This is a genomic window from Pseudomonas sp. Colony2 (assembly GCF_019382755.1).
Taxonomy (GTDB): Bacteria; Pseudomonadota; Gammaproteobacteria; order Pseudomonadales; family Pseudomonadaceae; genus Aquipseudomonas.
Map to the genome: position 1 here is coordinate 1,032,216 of NZ_CP080030.1, position 16,283 is coordinate 1,048,498.

Sequence of the window (16,283 nt, forward strand, 5' to 3'; positions counted from 1 at the left end):
TAGCCGGTACAAAATCATACAACTTCGTTCGGAAGGGATGTTTCTCTATGAAGCGCTTGTTCTGTTTGGCTGCGATTGCGGCCGCAATGTTGGGGCACTCTTTTTCCGCACAGGCGGCAGGCCTGGAACTTGGGGTGGGAAGTACGAGCGATTCGACCATGACCTATCGGTTGGGGCTGACCTCGGACTGGGATAAAAGCTGGTGGCAGACCGATACGGGGCGCGTGACCGGGTACTGGAGCGGCGCCTACACCTACTGGGACGGTGACAAGCGCGCCAGTGTCAGCAGCCTGTCGTTCTCGCCCGTGTTTGTGTATGAGTTTGCCGGGGAGAGGGTGAAGCCGTACATCGAGGCCGGCGTGGGTGTGGCCGTGTTCTCCCGCACGCGGGTTGAAGACAACAATATCGGCCAGGCTTTCCAGTTTGAAGACCGGCTGGGCTTTGGCTTGCGCTTTGTCGGTGGCAGTGAAGTGGGCATTCGGGCCACCCATTACTCCAATGCCGGGATCAGCAGCAATAACGATGGTGTAGAGAGTTATTCGCTGCACTACACGCTGCCACTGTAGTTTTTTAAGAACACTGCAAAACCATTGTGGGAGCGGGCTTGCTCGCGAAAGCGGTATATCAGCCACGAATCAGTTGACTGACACACCGCTTTCGCGAGCAAGCCCGCTCCCACATTGGCTACTCATTGGTTCCGAAATCAGCGATACACCGTCGCAATCCCCTGGCGCTCATCGATGCACTCCGGCGCGCCCATCTCGAATTCCCGGCAGATCAGCGGCCGCTTCTCGTAAATCGTGCACATCATCGTGTCGCGATCCAGCGCCGCGCACCAGCCGTCATCCAGGCGCAGCATGACTTCGCCGCCCCAATCGTCGGTATCGATAAAGCGATCGGGCACGCCGGTATCAGTGATCAGCATGACTTCCAGCTGGCAGCAGCACGCGGCGCAGGTGGAGCAGGTGACGGCAGGTTCGGCGATTTGGGTATGGGGGATGTTGGTCATAGGCGCGCAGTGTAAGGCAAGCGGCTCATAGGTGTGTGAAAGGCCTGACGGACGTCAATGTGCCAACTGCCTGGCGACCCAATGCAACAACGGAAAAATCATCCCCCAGAGTAACGCCAGGCCGATGACGGTCGGCACGGTGCCATAGCCGAAACTCACCCCCGCCAGTTGGCTGCCCGCGTAATAGGACAGCGGCCCACCCACCGCCCCCAACAAACTCGCAAGCCACCAGGGCTGCGCGCTCCAGGCCAGGCAATGGCGTAGCGTGGTCGCTAGCAATGCCCACAACAGGATCAGCCACAATGGTGCCAACGGTCCGGGCAGGCTGAAATGAAACACGCCGAATGCTCGTAGCACGGTGTCGATCACGGTGCCCAACAAGGTGACGGCAAGAATCACCTGGCCTTCCGCTGACCACGAACTTATCCACAGCAGGTGGATTACCAGCACCGCCAACCCCACCAACAGCCACAGACTGTCGCCGCCCAGCACACAGGCAAACCAGCCGCACTGGAACAGCACGGCATTTGCCAGTGGTTTAAGCATCAAAGCGCCCGAGCAGTGGCTGGGTCAGCGCCGCCGGCTTGGCCAGCAGCATCTGCGCGGTGCCGATGGTGCGCTCCATAAAGCCGCCTTCGCAGTAGCACAGGTAAAACTCCCACAGCCGCAGGAAGTATTCGTCGTAGCCCATTTCCGTCAGGCGGCTGTGGGCGCGGCGAAAGTTCTCATGCCACAGGCGCAGGGTTCGCGCGTAGTGCAGGCCGAAGTCCTCCATGTGCAGCAGGTTCATGTCAGTGTCGCGGCTGACGACCTCCAGCATCTTCTGTACACAGGGCAGGGCGCCGCCGGGGAAGATATAGCGCTGGATAAAATCCACGCTGCTCTTGGCTTGTTCGTAGCGCTGCTCGCGAATGGTGATGGCTTGCAGCAACATCAGGCCGTTGCTCTTGAGCAACTGCGCGCACTGTTTGAAATAGGTCGGCAGGAAGCGGTGGCCCACGGCTTCGATCATCTCGATCGACACCAGCTTGTCGTACTGCCCGGTCAGGTCGCGGTAGTCCTCCAGCAGCAACGTCACCTGATTCTGCAAACCCAGGGCCTCGATGCGTTTTTCAGTGTAGGCAAACTGCTCTTTGGACAGGGTCGTGGTGGTGACCTTGCAGCCGTACTGCTGCGCGGCATAAATCGCCATGCTGCCCCAGCCGGTGCCGATTTCCAGCAGGTGGTCGGACGGTTTCAGCGCGAGCTTTTGGCAGATGCGTTCCAGCTTGTTCAGTTGTGCCTGTTCCAGTGTGTCATCGGCGGTGAGGAACTGCGCGGCCGAATACATCATGGTCGGATCGAGGAATTCCTCGAACAGGTCGTTGCCCAGGTCGTAGTGGGCGGCGATGTTTTTCTGCGAGCCCTTGCGCGTATTGCGGTTGAGCCAGTGCAGGCCCTGGGTGAAGGGCCGCGCCACTTTGGCCAGCCCACCTTCCAGCGCATCCAGCACGTCGAGGTTGCTGACCATCACCCGTACCACGGCGGTCAGGTCCGGGCTGCTCCAGTAACCATGGATAAATGCCTCGCCGGCGCCGATGGAGCCGTTGGCCGCCACCAGCCCCCACACGGCTGAATCGAGGATCTGGATCTCCCCCAGCAGGTGCGCTTCCCGTGCGCCGAAGACTTGCCGTTCGCCGTCCTCGATCACCACCAACTGGCCGTGGCGCAGTTGGCCGAGCTGGCGCAGCACGGCTTTGCGCAGCAGCGCGGCGGTCATGCCGTTGACGTTCAAGCGGTTGGATTTGACCGATAAGCTAGGGGATTTCATGGCGGCGATCCTTGGTGTAACCGACTGCGGTGCGAGAAGCGCCTTCGGCGGCGTGATGGGAAAAAATCGGCGTGCGTTTAAGCAAGAGGCGCAAGGCCTGCCAATAAATGGCCAGGCAGGTCTTGGCGGTCATCCACGGGAAGCGCCACAGGTAGCGGTGCAGGCTGGCGCGGTTCAGCGCTTCGCGTTGCAGGCTCAAGGTGGCGTCAAAGACTTTCAGTTCGCCCTGCCAGTCGGCCATGTGCACGCCGAGCCTGGCGGCGGGCGGGCTGAAGCTCATGCGGTATTCCAGGTCCCGGGGCAAGAACGGCGAGACATGAAACGCCTTGGCCACGGCGAAGTGCTGATGCTCACCGGCAGGCAGCGCCTGGGCTGGCAGCACGTAGTGATAGCGCTCGCGCCACGGGGTGTTGGTCACTTCACAAAGGATCGCGGCCAGCGTTCCGTCGGCCTCGAAGCAGTAGAAGAAACTCACCGGGTTAAAGGCCAGGCCCCAACTGCGGGCCTGGGTCAGCAGGCAGATAACGCCCGAGGGGATGCGCCCCAGGGCCTTGCCGACTTCTTGGCGTACGGCATCGGTCAAGCTCATGCCGTGACGGGTAAATTCACGCAGGTAATCCTGCTGGCGAAACGCGAACGGCGCCCAGCGCTCGCCCGCCAATGGCGACAAGCCGAACACTTCGTCCTGTTCGCTGAGGTCCAGGTACAGCAGGCCAATCCGATAACGGAAGGCGTGGCCCTTGGGCGTAAATCGCCGATGGGCAATCCAGCCGCTATACAGTGCGCTGTTCACAGCGCTTCCCCAAACGCTTTGGCCACGCGCAACGCGCTGACCACACCGTCTTCGTGAAAGCCGTTGGCCCAGTAGGCGCCGCAGTAATAGGTGTGCTGCGTGCCGTGCAATTCTTCCCAGCGCGCTTGGGCGGCCACGGCGGCCAGGCTGTATTGCGGGTGGGCGTAGGTGTAGCGGGCGAGGACTTTGAGCGGGTTGATCAGCGCCGTTTGATTGAGGCTCACGCAAAAGGTGGTGGTGCTGTCGATGCCTTGCAGGATGTTCATGTCGTAGGTCACCGCCGCCTGTTTTTGCGCGCGGCCATCCAGGCGGTAATTCCAGCTGGCCCAGGCCAGTTTGCGCTCGGGCAGCAGACGGGTATCGGTGTGCAGGACGACGTCATTGTCGGCGTAGGGCAGGGCGCCAAGGATCTGTTGCTCGGCCAGGCTCGCATCCCCCAGCAACGCCAGGGCCTGGTCGCTGTGGCAGGCGAACACCACCTTGTCGAATGCCTCGCTGCCGGCGGCGCTGTGGATAACTGCGCCGATGGCTGAGCGCTCAACCCGGGTGACCGGGCAATTGAGGCGGATATTTTCGCGGAAGGACTGGGTCAGCGGCTCGATATAGCGGCTGGAACCGCCTTCGATCACGCACCACTGCGGCCGGTTGCTCACCGACAACAAGCCATGGTTCTTGAAGAACCGCACGAAGAATTGCAGGGGAAACCCGAGCATGTCAGCCAGGGACATCGACCAGATCGCCGCGCCCATCGGCACGATGTAGTGCTGGATAAATCGCTGGCCGTAGCCGCCCGCTTGCAGGTACTCGCCCAGGGTCATCTCGGCGCTGATGCGTTGCTCTTGCAGGTCCAGGGGCGCCTGGCGGTTGAAGCGCAGGATATCGCGCAACATGCCCCAGAACCCCGGCGACAGAATATTCCGGCGCTGGGCAAACAGGCTGTTGAGATTGTTGCCGTTGTACTCGAACCCGGCGTTCGGGTCGCACACCGAAAAGCTCATCTCGGTGGGTTTGTACGTCACGCCAATCTGCCCCAGCAGCTTGATGAAGTTGGGATAGGTCCAGTCGTTGAACACGATAAAGCCGGTGTCCACCGCATGGCTTTTGCCTTCCACTGTGACATTCACCGTGTGAGTGTGCCCGCCGATGCGGTCGCCCGCTTCGAACAGGGTGATGTCGTGGCGGCGACTGAGCAGGTAGGCGCTGGTCAGCCCGGCAATGCCGCTGCCGATAATGGCGATCTTCACAGGTCGTCCTTTCTCGGCGGCGGGCTGCGCAGCATGCGTTTGCCAATGATCAACTGGACGCGGTTCGGCAGTTTCGACAGTGGCCACAAGGCGGCAATAAACAGGGCAGGGAAGGCAATTTCCAATGGGCGGTTTTGCAGCTTGGCGAAGATATGTCGCGCGGCCTTGTCCGCCGGCCAGCTCAGGGGCATCGGGAAATCATTGCGGGCGGTCAGAGGCGTGTCGACAAACCCCGGGCTGACCACGGTGACGTCGATCCCTTCAGGTGACAGGTCGATACGCAGGGACTCGAACAGGTAACGCAGGCCTGCCTTCGACGCACCATAGGCTTCCGCCCTGGGCATCGGCAGGTAGGTCACCGCACTGGCCACACCGACCAGGTGCGGTGTATGACCGGCACGCAACAGCGGCAGCGCGGCCTCGATGCAGTAACTGCTGGCCAGCAGGTTGGTGCGCACCACGTGCTCGATGATCGAGGCGTCGAACTGCCTGGCATCCACGTATTCGCAGGTGCCGGCATTCAGGATCACCGTATCCAGCGAACCCCAGGCCACTGCGATGTGTTCACCGATCTCGCGCACGGTCTGGCTGTTGGTCAGGTCGCCGGCCACCACCAGCACTTGCCCGGGGTATTGCTGGGCAAGCTGTTCCAGGGGCGCCTTGGAGCGGGAACTGAGGGCCACATGGGCACCGCTTTCGAGCAGCGTCTTCGCCAGTTCGGCACCGATGCCACTGCTGGCACCGGTCAACCAGTAACGACGTGGAAGGTTAACGCTCATCCCATTCTCCTTTTCAGCCAGCTGACCACACCGCCAAGGACCGGCACGTGTTCATACAGCAACTGTCCAGCGTCAAAATAATCCCGGTGGCGATACACCTTGTCGCGCCACAGCAGGTGCGAGCAGCCTTCCACACGAATCACTTCGCCCTTGGCCAGGCGCGGGTGGCAGAAGCTCATTGTCCAGCGCAGGTAGCCTTCGCCTTCCGCTACTTGATCAAAGCCATGGAAGTCAAAGCGCAATTGGGTCACGTTGTCGTACAGCTCGGCGAAGTAGCGGTGCAACGCCGGTAGCCCGTGCACCTCGTGCAGTGGGTCGGTGAAACTGATGTCCTGGCTGTACAGGCCGTCGAGCAGGTGCAGGTTGTGCTTGTCCACACTGGCGAACACCTGGGCGAAGCGGCGCAGGAAATCACTCATAAGCACCTCCGACCGCCTGGCGTGAAGGCAGGCTGCGGAAAGCGGCGAGGGCGCGCTCGCGGGATTTTTTCAAATCGACGATAGGACGAGGATAGTCGGCCACACCAAACAGGCCGCCCACGGCGTCGGGGTTGTGCACTTCCTTTTTGTTCAGCGCCGCCAGTTGCGGCAGCCAGTGCTTGATAAATACACCTTCGCCGTCGAATTTTTCCGATTGGCTCAAGGGGCTGAAAATCCGGAAGTACGGGGCCGAGTCGGTGCCGGTGGACGAGCTCCACTGCCAGCCACCGTTGTTGGCTGCCAGGTCGCCGTCGATCAGGTGACGCATGAAAAAGCGCTCGCCTTCGCGCCAGTCGATCAGCAGGTTTTTGGTCAGGAACATCGCCACCACCATGCGCAGGCGATTGTGCATCCAGCCGGTTTCCAGCAGCTGGCGCATGGCGGCGTCGATGATCGGCAGGCCGGTGCGTGCTTCCTGCCACGCTTTCAAGTCTTCCGGGCTGTTGCGCCAGGCCACAGCTTCGGTCTCCGGGCGGAATGCGCGGTGGCGCGAGACCCGTGGGTAGCCCACCAGAATATGTTTGTAGAACTCGCGCCACAGCAGCTCGTTGATCCAGGTAATCGCGCCGATGTCGCCGCTTTCGAATTCACCCTGGTTGCTTTGCAGCGCGGCATGCAGGCACTGGCGCGGTGAAACCACGCCCGCTGCAAGGTAGGCCGAAAGCTGGCTGGTACCGGGTTTGGCCGGGAAGTCGCGTTCGTCCTTGTAGTAGCTGATTTGTGCGTCGGCGAACTGGTCGAGACGGCGCCGGGCTTCGGCTTCGCCGGCAGGCCACAGGGCGCGCAAGGCTTCGCTCGGGGTAGCGAAGCCCTCGACGTGATCCGGAACCTCGTCGCTTTTGAGTGTGAGCGGCGCCTGCGCCTTGGGAGTGGCGACCAAACGCGGCAAGGCGCCATGCAGGCGGCTGTAGCAGACCTTGCGGAACTGGCTGAACACCTGGAAGTAGGTGCCGGTCTTGGTCAGCACGCTGCCGGGCTGGAAAAACAACTGGTCCAGATAGGTGTGGAACGTGATGCCTTGAGCTTCGAGGGCCTTGGCCACGGCGGCGTCGCGGCGCTCTTCGTGGATGCCGTATTCGTCATTGACGTGCACCGACTCCACCGACAGTTCCTGGCACAGGCCTGCCAAAACTTCAGGTGCTTGATCCCAAGTGTCGGCATGGCGGATCAATAACGGAATGTTCAACTCGCTCAGTGCCGAGCTCAAGCGCTGCAGGTTGCGCAGCCAGAAATCGACCTTGCACGGCGCGTCATCGTGGGCCAGCCATTGCCCGGGGCTGATCAGGTAGACGGCCGCTGTCGGGCCACGCTGTGCGGCGGCGGCGAGGGCGGTGTTGTCATGTAGGCGCAGGTCGGTGCGCAGCCAGATCAAGTGCATTTAAATAAGTCCACGCTGGATCAGTACCTGATGGGCCGACAGCGGGTCTTCGGCCAGGAGCAATTCAGGAATCTCTTGGGTTAATACGGACAGCTCCGCCTGGTGGATGCATACCGTTGGTCCGGTTATCAGTTTTGGGCAACTGAAGCCGCTCAACAGTTTGCCCAGCACCGAGGTATGGAGTGCCTTGCTCGAATACAGCAGTACCGCGCGGGGTTGCAGATGCTCGACGGCCAGGGCCAGTTCGCCCACCGGCAATGGCCAGTCGAAAACTTCCACCGGGCAATCGGCGCTGCTGGCGAGCCAGGCGGTGAGCCACAGGTGCGGCTCCAGCGGCAGGTCGGAATGGTTGATCAGCAGCAGGGGGGCGCCGTTGAGCTGGCGGTTGTTGTGATACATCCGCGCACCGAATTTGCTGCGCAGCCAGGAATAGAAAAATACCCGTTCCATTTGCGCGCCGAACTGGCCTTGCCAGCGCAGTTCGAGCTCCTTGAGCAACGGCAATAACAGTTGCTCGCACAAGGTGCGCGGCGGGTACAGCGCCATGGCCTGGTTGAAGGCATCATCCACCCGGCGCTCGGCCAGTTCGCTGATGGCCTGCACCAGGTGCTGGCGGCGGTTGTGCCATTCGTTTTCCACCCGCGGTTCGCTGGTGGCTTGCGCGGTGTCGATCAGGCTCTTGACCTGGCTGACCGGCACACCGCGGTTGAGCCAGGTCAGGATGGTATGGATGCGTTGCACGTGCTCGGCACTGAACAGGCGGTGCCCCTTGGGCGTGCGCTGGGGCACGATCAGCCCGTAGCGCCGCTCCCAGGCGCGCAAGGTCACGGCGTTGACGCCGGTCTGGCGCGCCACTTCGCGGATCGGCAGCCAGCCTTGTTCGATGGCCTCGGCGATGTCTTCGCCAGGTTCTTGCAGGGGAAAAGTCATAGGTTAAATCGCATTACGCAGGCTGAGGTTTTCCGGGTGCGGTTGCAGGTAGGCCTGCTGCGCGATATAGCGGTCCGGATGCTGGCGAAAGTGGTGCTTGAGCAGCGTCAGCGGTACCACCAGCGGCACGATGCCCTGGCGGTATTGGCTGATGATGGTCTGCATTTCCTGTTTGTCTTCGGCGCTGATGGCTTGCTTGAGGTAGCCGCTGATGTGTTGCAGCACGTTGGTGTGGGTGCCGCGTGTGGCGCACTGGGACAGGGCGCTCATCAGTTCGCTGAAGTAGCCGGCGGCCAAGGCGCCCAGGTCGACGTCCCTGGGCATGCTGCCCAGCAGGTTGCCGAGGCTTTTGTAATGCACCGGGCTGTGGGCCATCAGCAGGTATTTGTAGCGCGAGTGAAATTCCAGCAGGCGGTGACGGGTCAGGCCTTCGGCGAGCAGTTGCTGCCAGGTGGCGTAGACGAACACCCGGGTCAGGAAGTTTTCCCGCAGCACCGGGTCATTCAGCCGACCGTCTTCTTCCACCGGCAGGTTGGGGTGGCGCGCACAAAACGCCTGGGCGTAGATGCCGCGCCCGCCGCCGTCGATGGGCATGCCGTTGTCCTGATAGACCTTGACCCGCTCCAGGCCGCAGGACGGGGATTTCTGCATGAAGATGTAACCGCAGAGGTCGGTGTGTTCAGCAGCCATTTGCTGGCCGTAATCGTCCAGCGGCTGGGTCACGTTAAGTTCGCGGTTTACGGTGCCAACGGCCTGGGGATTGAGCGGGTCGCCCACCAGGCGAATCGGCTCGCGGGGGATGCCCAGGCCAATGGCGACTTCAGGACACAGCGGCACGAAGTCGAAATAATCGGCCAGGGTCTGGCTACACAGCTGGGATTGTTTATGCCCGCCGTTGAAGCGCACGTTCTCGCCCAACAGGCAGGCGCTGATGGCGATTTTCGGTTTGCCGGTGGCGGGCAGGGTGCTGGACATGGCCAAACCTCGATGAAATTCCTGTACAGAGTTAAATTTCTGTACAACTTAATCTCATCATAGGTTTGAAGCTGTACAAGTCAAATAATTTGTACAGGTATTTGCGGAATGGCTATTTCCAGCCGATTTTCCAGTCTTCGGCGTTTTGCAGGGTTTGCCAGGCCAGGCGCTGCACGCGATGGCTCATCACGGCTTCCAGCTCGATTTCCTGCACATCGCCTTCGTCATCACGCAGCAGTTTGGTCACCAGAAAATGTTTTTCCTTGTACTGGGGGCGGGCTGCTGTCCACTTCGACAGCAGCAACTTGGCGGGATTGATGCGGTTCATCGCAGGTGCTCGATCAACCGCCGCGCCGCCTCCTGGCCGCTGAGCCACGCACCTTCCACGCGGCCTGACAGGCACCAGTCGCCACATACATACAGGCCCAGGTCGGCGTCGGCCAGCACGCCAAATTCATGGCTGGTGGACGGCCGCGCGTACAGCCAGCGGTGGGCGAGGGTGAAGGAAGGCGCCGGCATGGCGCTGTGCAGCAGTTCGGCGAAGGCGCCGTGCAGGTGTTCGATCACGGCTTCCTTGGACAGGTCCAGGTGTTGCTTGCTCCAGGTGCTGGTGGCGTGCAAAACCCAGGTGTCGAGGGTGGTGTCGCGCCCCGGTTTGCTGCGGTTGCGCGCCAGCCAGTCCAGCGGGCTGTCCTGGACGAAGCAGCCTTCCATGGGCGTATCCAGCGGCTTGTCGAAGGCCAGGGCAATGGCCCAGGTCGGGTCCATCTTGACCCCGGCGGCGACACTCGCCAGCTTGGGCGCAGCGGCCAGCAAGGCAGTGGCCTGGGGCGCCGGGGTGGCGATGATCACGTGGCTGAACGGGCCGTGGCTTTCGCCGTCGGCGTCCAGCAGGTTCCAGTGATGTTTACCCTGGAACACTTCGGTGATGCGGCAACCGAACTGCACCGGCAAGTCATCGAGCAGGGCGCGGGTGATCGCACTCATGCGCGGCGTGCCGACCCAGCGGATCTGTTCATCGGGGGAGGGCGTCAGTTGGCCGGACTTGAAGTTGTACAGCTGTGGCTTCCATTGCTCGGCGCAACCATTGGCCTGCCAGCGTTGCACCTCGTTGACGAAGCGCCGGTCGCGGGCGGTGAAGTACTGTGCGCCCATGTCCAGCGAGCCCGCATCGCTGCGCTTGCTGGACATGCGACCGCCACTGCCGCGGCTTTTATCGAAGAGTTGTACAACGTGCCCCGCGTCTTTCAACGCTCGGGCGGCGGAGAGACCGGCGATGCCGGTGCCAATGATCGCGATGGGAACAGTCATGGGAGGCCTCGTTTTACCGTTGGGTACAGACTACGCCGACACCAATAGCTGTACAATATTGTTTTTTGGTATAAGTTTTGGCGTACCTGATCGTTTGGCGTGACCTATGGTTAAACCTGAAGGTTTAACCAGCGTTGCGCCCGATTAAAACATCCCTGTTTATAAAATAGACTAACGGTGGTCGGCGAACGTTACACGAGGAACAACTCATGCACATTTTGCTGACCGGCGGTACCGGTTTGATCGGCCGTCAACTTTGCCAATACTGGCTTGCCCAGGGCCATCGCCTCACGGTCTGGAGCCGCCATCCCGAACAAGTGGCTAAATTGTGCGGCGCCCAGGTGCGTGGCGTCGCCCGCCTGCAGGACATAAACGAGGCGGTGGACGCGGTGGTCAACCTGGCCGGCGCGCCGATTGCCGACCGGCCCTGGACGCATAAACGCAAGGCGCTGTTGTGGAGCAGCCGTATCGGCCTCACCGAAACGCTGCTGGCCTGGCTTGAGGGCCTTGAACACAAACCGGCGGTGTTGATCTCCGGTTCCGCGGTGGGCTGGTACGGCGACGGTGGTGAGCGCGAGCTGACCGAAGACAGCGGCCCGGTGCAGGACGATTTCGGCAGCCAGTTATCCATTGCCTGGGAAGAAACCGCCCAGCGTGCCGAGGCATTGGGCATCCGCGTGGTGCTGGTGCGTACCGGGCTGGTGCTGGCGGCGGAGGGCGGCTTTTTGTCGCGGCTGTTGCTGCCGTTCAAACTGGCGCTGGGCGGGCCTATCGGCAATGGTCGGCAGTGGATGCCATGGGTCCATATAAAGGATCAAATCGCCCTGATTGATTTTCTTCTGCACAAGACCGATGCCAGCGGTCCTTATAATGCCTGCGCGCCACACCCGGTACGCAACCTGGAGTTCGCCAAGACCCTGGGCAAGGTGCTGCACCGCCCGGCGTTCATGCCCATGCCGGCGTTTGCCTTGCGTATCGGCCTGGGCGAGTTGTCCGGTTTGTTGCTGGGTGGCCAGCGGGCTTTGCCGCAGCGGCTGTTGGCGGCCGGTTTCACTTTCCAGTTCACTGAGTTGCATGCGGCCCTGGACGACTTGTCCAGCCGCCTCTAGAGATAGGATGTTGCATGACGGATCACGCGTTGTTACTGGTCAACCTGGGTTCACCGGCGTCCACTTCGGTGGCGGATGTGCGCAGCTACCTCAATCAGTTCCTGATGGACCCTTACGTCATTGACCTGCCATGGCCGGTTCGGCGTTTGCTGGTGTCGCTGATCCTGATCAAGCGCCCGGAGCAATCGGCCCATGCCTACGCCTCGATCTGGTGGGACGAAGGCTCGCCGCTGGTAGTTCTTAGCCGTCGCTTGCAACAACAGATGACTGCACAGTGGACCCAGGGGCCGGTGGAGTTGGCCATGCGCTATGGCGAGCCGTCGATTGAAAGCGTACTGACCCGGCTGGCGTCCCAAGGCATCAAGAAAGTGACCCTGGCGCCGTTGTACCCGCAGTTTGCCGACAGCACCGTGACCACGGTAATCGAAGAGGCCCGGCGCGTGGTGCGGCACAAAAAGCTGGCGATCGAGTTTTCGATTCTGCAGCCGTTCTACGATGAACCGGAGTACCTGGACGCCTTGGCCAACAGCGCCAGAGCCTATGTGGAAACGGATTTCGATCACCTCCTGCTGAGCTTTCATGGGTTGCCCGAGCGCCACCTGAAAAAGCTCGACCCTACCGGGCAACACTGCTTCAAGGACGCCAACTGCTGCCAGAACGCCTCTCCCGAGGTGCTTGCCACGTGCTATCGCGCGCAGTGTTTCAGCGTTGCGCGGGATTTTGCCGAGCGCCTTGGCTTGCCGGATGGCAAATGGTCGGTGGCGTTCCAGTCGCGGCTGGGCCGGGCCAAGTGGATCGAACCGTACACCGAGGCACGCCTTGAAGCGTTGGCTCAACAGGGCGTGAAGAAGCTGCTGGTGATGTGCCCGGCGTTTGTTGCGGACTGCATCGAGACACTGGAGGAAATTGGTGATCGCGGCCTGGAGCAATTCCGCGAAGCGGGGGGCGAAGAGTTGGTGTTGGTGCCGTGCCTGAACGATGACCCGCAGTGGGCGGCGGCGCTCAATACCCTGTGTGAAAGAGCGCCGGTCGCGCTGTAGTCAAGCCGGGTGAGGCCTGAATGTGGGAGCGGGCTTGCTCGCGAAGGCGGTGGGTCAGTTAATGAAGATGGCGACTGACACACCGCCTTCGCGAGCAAGCCCGCTCCCACATTGACTGTGCCCACTTTGGATTTGCGGGGTTACTCGTGATGCGGCTCGCCCAGGAAGGTCAGGGAACTGGAAAGAGCGCCGGTTGCACTGTAATCAAGCCGAGTGAGGACTAAATGTGGGAGCGGGCTTGCTCGCGAAGACGGTGGGTCAGTTAATGAAGATAGCGACTGAAACACCGCTTTCGCGAGCAAGCCCGCTCCCACATTGACTGTGCCCACTCTGGATTTGCGGGGTTACTCGTGATGCGGCTCGCCCTGAAAGCTCAGGGAACTGGAAAGAGCGCCGGTCGCGCTGTAATCATGCCGAGTGAGGACTAAATGTGGGAGCGGGCTTGCTCGCGAAGACGGTGGGTCAGTTAATGAAGATAGCGACTGAAACACCGCTTTCGCGAGCAAGCCCGCTCCCACATTGACTGTGCCCACTTTGGATTTGCGGGGTTACTCGTGATGCGGCTCGCCCAGGAAAGTCAGGGAACTGAACAGTCCGCGAGTCGCGACATCAGCATTGTCTTTGAGCGGGATTTCCACCTGCGCCGCAATCACATTCAATCCTTCATTTCTCACCAGCACCTGGGCGCGACCGTCTTTATCGGTCTCGGTGCTCAGGGTGTTCGGTGCGTTGCGATAGTCTCCGATCAGCTTGACCCCAGCCGCCGGCTTGCCATCCAGCAGCACCCGTACCGGCAGTGATTTACCCGGGCCGACCGTCAGCGGATCAACTTCCGGCAAGATCAGTAGCTTGATCTGATCCAGCTTCGGCAACTTCGCCCCCGGCTGGTAGATCGCCAGGCTGTACTTGAGGGTCTGGGTCGACTCAATCGCCCCCGGCACCTTGCTGCGGCCCTCGTTGATCCACTTCTTGTCAGGCGTCTGTGACCACATCCCGTTATCCAGGGCGACCGCCAGTACAGCCGGCGATTTGAGCGGCTTCAGGCGCGCATGGTCGGGCAGACGTTCCACGGTCACCGGGATCATTTTGCCGCTGGCGTCGTAGGCCCAGGCGCCGCTGATTTTCTGCGCCTTGAACGCGTTGTCTTCGGCGCCGTGGCCGTAGATCACTTCGATATTGCCGCGCCGTTGTTCGGTCCACAGTCCGTGGGCCGAGACTTGGGTGGCAAACAGCAGGCCGAGCACGGCCAGGGATTTGAAGGCTTGCATGGAGACGTCCTTTTACAGGTTGAGGGTCAGGCTGACGGTGAATTTGCGCGGCTCGCCGGGATTGACCCAGTAATTGCTGTAGGAGCGCTCGTAGTACTTTTCATCGAACAGGTTGTTGAGGTTCAGGCCCACGGTGACGTTGTCGCTGGCCTTGTAATGGGCCAGTAAATCGACGGTGTGGTAGGCCGGTAATTCAAAGCTTTTGCCGGCTTCACCGGAGCGATCGCCGACGTAGGTAAAGGCCGCGCCGAGGTCGGAGCCGCGCAGCAAGCCGTCCTGGAATTCATACACTCCGAGCAAGCTGGCGCTGCGTTTGGCTACGCCGAGAATCCGGCTGCCAGTGGGGATGGCTTTGTCGCCTTTGGTCACTTCGGCGTCGATGTAGGCAAAGGCGCCGATCACCCGTACGGCGTCAGTCACCTGGCCGGTCAGTTGCAGGTCAAAACCCTGGCTGCGGGCCTTGCCCATGGCGCGCTGTGTGTCGGTAGCCGGGTCCAGGGCCAGGACATTTTCTTTCTCGATATGGAAGGCGGCGAGGGTGGTGCTCAGGCGGTCGTCGAACAGCTCGCTCTTGATCCCGATTTCATACCCCACGCCTTCTTCCGGCTTGAAGGATTTGCCGTCGGCGTCCAGGCCATTGTTGGGTTTGAACGAGGTGGAGGCGTTGGCGAACAGGCCCACTTCAGGCGTCAGTTGGTAGAGCAGGCCGGCGCGTTGGGTCAGGGCGTCGTGGGTCTGCCGGCTTTTGGCATGGTTGCGGCTGAAGTCGTCGGTGCGCTGCTCGAAGTGTTCGAACCGCGCGCCGATCATCCCGCGCAGGCGGTCGGTGAAGATGATCTGGTCCTGCAGGTTCAGCGCCTGGCTTTTCACCTGTTCGAAAAAGTCAGTGCCGGAGCGCTTGCCGTTCGGTTTGGGCTGGCCATAGACCGGGTCATAGATGTCGATGGCGTAATCGCCGCCGGCGATGGCGGTCACCCGTTCTTTCTTGCGGTAGTCCTCGTACTCGGTGCCGATCAGCAATTCGTGCTGCCAACTGCCGATGTCGAACCGACCGCGCAGTTCGAGCTGGGTGATGCTGTCATGCCAACCGGTGGAGCGCTCGCGGTAGCGGCGGCTGAGGGTGTGGCCATCGGCATCCAGCGCGCGGTTTTCCGAGGCGTTGCCCCACAGGCTGCCTTGTTTGTAATGGCTGGCCAGGCGCAGTTGCCAGGCATCGTTGAGGTGATGCTCGAGGCTGGCTTGCAGGCGGTTGTTGTGGTTGCGGATATCGCCGTCGTCGGGCTCGCCGAGAAAGGTCGAGCGGGAGACGCCGCTCCAGCGGTTGTTGGGCGCGACGATGCCGCGGTCGAAAGTGGAGCGGTGACGCACGAATTCACTTTCCACCAGCAGGTGTGTGTCCGGGTCCAGTTGCCAACTGATGGAGGGCGCGACGAAGACCCGTTTGGCCTCAACGTGGTTGCGGAAGCTGTGGTTGTCTTCCACCGCCAGGTTGACCCGCGATAACACGTTGCCCTCGCTGTCCAGCGGCGTGTTCACGTCCAGCGCGGTGCGATAGCGGTCCCAACTGCCGGCGCTGGTCTGCAGTGTGGTGAAGGCCTCGGGCTGCGGCTTTTTGCTGACGATATTCACCGTGCCGCCTGGGTCACCACGGCCATACAGGCTGGCGGCGGGGCCCTTGAGCACCTCGATGCGCTCGATATTCGCCGCGTCCGGCGTGCTCGGGTAACCGCGGTTGGCGCTGAAACCGTCCACGTAAAACTCTGACGTGGTGAAGCCGCGAACGCTGTATTCGTAGAGCGTCAGGCCGCCGAAGTTGTTCTGTTTGGACACGCCGCCGGCAAACTCAAGGGCACGCTCGACGTTGGTGCTGCCCAGGTCGTTGAGTACCGAAGCGGGAATCACGCTGATGGATTGTGGGATATCCCGCAAGGCGGTGTCGGTTTTTGTGGCGCTGGCGGAGCGGGTGGCGCGATAGCCCTTGACCGGGCCGGTGGCTGATTCGTACGCCTCGCTGGTGATGCGGGTGGCTTCCAGTTCAACGGGGGCGGTGTCTTCGGCGTAGGCCGGGTCCACCAGCAAACCCAGGGCGATTCCCGCCAGCGGGGCAAATCTTCGAGACGGCATGATAGAGCGTTCCAATAGCGATATTGAAACAATA

At 61.5% G+C, this 16,283-nt stretch carries 17 protein-coding genes; 3 read left to right on the top strand and 14 right to left on the bottom strand.

What is annotated here, in order from left to right:
- The first annotated feature begins 47 nt into the window (after window positions 1-47).
- A complete protein-coding gene (locus JV201_RS04165) occupies window positions 48-566 on the top strand; it encodes an acyloxyacyl hydrolase (RefSeq protein WP_003208415.1) in 519 nt (172 codons plus the stop codon).
- A 137-nt stretch (window positions 567-703) separates the two neighbouring features.
- Here the strand turns inward: JV201_RS04165 and JV201_RS04170 are convergent, their stop codons facing one another.
- From JV201_RS04170 to JV201_RS04225, 12 genes are all read right to left on the bottom strand, one after another.
- Window positions 704-1,009, bottom strand: a complete 306-nt coding sequence (locus JV201_RS04170) for a YkgJ family cysteine cluster protein (protein WP_003208416.1) — start codon at window positions 1,007-1,009, stop codon at window positions 704-706.
- Window positions 1,010-1,063: 54 nt separating this feature from the next.
- Window positions 1,064-1,555, bottom strand: a complete 492-nt coding sequence (locus JV201_RS04175; RefSeq protein ID WP_219406552.1) for a DUF2878 domain-containing protein — start codon at window positions 1,553-1,555, stop codon at window positions 1,064-1,066.
- Window positions 1,548-2,819: a cyclopropane-fatty-acyl-phospholipid synthase family protein gene (locus JV201_RS04180; RefSeq protein ID WP_219406553.1), complete on the bottom strand. Its 1,272-nt coding sequence runs from the start codon at window positions 2,817-2,819 to the stop codon at window positions 1,548-1,550. The genes JV201_RS04175 and JV201_RS04180 overlap by 8 nt, the downstream gene beginning before the upstream one ends.
- Window positions 2,806-3,612, bottom strand: coding sequence for a DUF1365 domain-containing protein (locus tag JV201_RS04185; RefSeq protein ID WP_003208422.1), 807 nt, complete (start codon window positions 3,610-3,612; stop codon window positions 2,806-2,808). The genes JV201_RS04180 and JV201_RS04185 overlap by 14 nt, the downstream gene beginning before the upstream one ends.
- Window positions 3,609-4,856 (bottom strand): NAD(P)/FAD-dependent oxidoreductase, encoded by a 1,248-nt coding sequence (locus tag JV201_RS04190; protein WP_003208423.1) that lies wholly within the window; start codon window positions 4,854-4,856, stop codon window positions 3,609-3,611. Before JV201_RS04190 ends, JV201_RS04185 begins: the two co-directional genes overlap by 4 nt.
- Entirely contained in the window at window positions 4,853-5,635 is a 783-nt protein-coding gene (locus JV201_RS04195) for an SDR family oxidoreductase (RefSeq protein ID WP_177070177.1), read from the bottom strand. Before JV201_RS04195 ends, JV201_RS04190 begins: the two co-directional genes overlap by 4 nt.
- On the bottom strand, window positions 5,632-6,054 hold the full coding sequence (locus tag JV201_RS04200; protein WP_008432282.1) for a nuclear transport factor 2 family protein: 423 nt from the start codon (window positions 6,052-6,054) through the stop codon (window positions 5,632-5,634). Before JV201_RS04200 ends, JV201_RS04195 begins: the two co-directional genes overlap by 4 nt.
- Entirely contained in the window at window positions 6,047-7,492 is a 1,446-nt protein-coding gene (gene phrB / locus JV201_RS04205; protein ID WP_102368131.1) for a deoxyribodipyrimidine photo-lyase, read from the bottom strand. The genes JV201_RS04200 and phrB overlap by 8 nt, the downstream gene beginning before the upstream one ends.
- Window positions 7,493-8,422: a MerR family transcriptional regulator gene (locus JV201_RS04210; RefSeq protein ID WP_219406554.1), complete on the bottom strand. Its 930-nt coding sequence runs from the start codon at window positions 8,420-8,422 to the stop codon at window positions 7,493-7,495.
- Window positions 8,423-8,425: 3 nt separating this feature from the next.
- Window positions 8,426-9,397 carry a DUF523 and DUF1722 domain-containing protein gene (locus JV201_RS04215; protein ID WP_257903288.1) on the bottom strand — a complete coding sequence of 324 codons (972 nt, stop codon included), beginning with the start codon at window positions 9,395-9,397 and terminating at the stop codon, window positions 8,426-8,428.
- Window positions 9,398-9,509: 112 nt separating this feature from the next.
- The gene (locus JV201_RS04220) at window positions 9,510-9,725 is read right to left on the bottom strand and encodes a TIGR02450 family Trp-rich protein (protein WP_008432289.1); all 216 of its coding nucleotides are present in this window, start codon (window positions 9,723-9,725) and stop codon (window positions 9,510-9,512) included.
- Window positions 9,722-10,708, bottom strand: a complete 987-nt coding sequence (locus JV201_RS04225; protein ID WP_003208434.1) for an NAD(P)/FAD-dependent oxidoreductase — start codon at window positions 10,706-10,708, stop codon at window positions 9,722-9,724. Before JV201_RS04225 ends, JV201_RS04220 begins: the two co-directional genes overlap by 4 nt.
- Window positions 10,709-10,917: 209 nt before the next feature.
- Between JV201_RS04225 and JV201_RS04230 the strand changes: the two genes are divergently transcribed.
- Both JV201_RS04230 and hemH read left to right on the top strand, forming a co-directional pair.
- The gene (locus tag JV201_RS04230) at window positions 10,918-11,817 is read left to right on the top strand and encodes a TIGR01777 family oxidoreductase (protein WP_003208436.1); all 900 of its coding nucleotides are present in this window, start codon (window positions 10,918-10,920) and stop codon (window positions 11,815-11,817) included.
- 14 nt (window positions 11,818-11,831) lie between these two features.
- Window positions 11,832-12,857 carry a ferrochelatase gene (gene hemH / locus JV201_RS04235; protein WP_219406555.1) on the top strand — a complete coding sequence of 342 codons (1,026 nt, stop codon included), beginning with the start codon at window positions 11,832-11,834 and terminating at the stop codon, window positions 12,855-12,857.
- Between the two features lie 548 nt (window positions 12,858-13,405).
- On the opposite strand, the gene JV201_RS04240 is transcribed toward hemH, so the two are convergent.
- Together JV201_RS04240 and JV201_RS04245 are read right to left on the bottom strand one after the other, a co-directional pair.
- Window positions 13,406-14,125 (bottom strand): DUF4198 domain-containing protein, encoded by a 720-nt coding sequence (locus tag JV201_RS04240; RefSeq protein WP_003208440.1) that lies wholly within the window; start codon window positions 14,123-14,125, stop codon window positions 13,406-13,408.
- Window positions 14,126-14,137: 12 nt separating this feature from the next.
- Complete coding sequence (locus tag JV201_RS04245) at window positions 14,138-16,249, bottom strand: TonB-dependent siderophore receptor (RefSeq protein WP_219406556.1); 2,112 nt, start codon at window positions 16,247-16,249, stop codon at window positions 14,138-14,140.
- Window positions 16,250-16,283 lie beyond the last annotated feature (34 nt).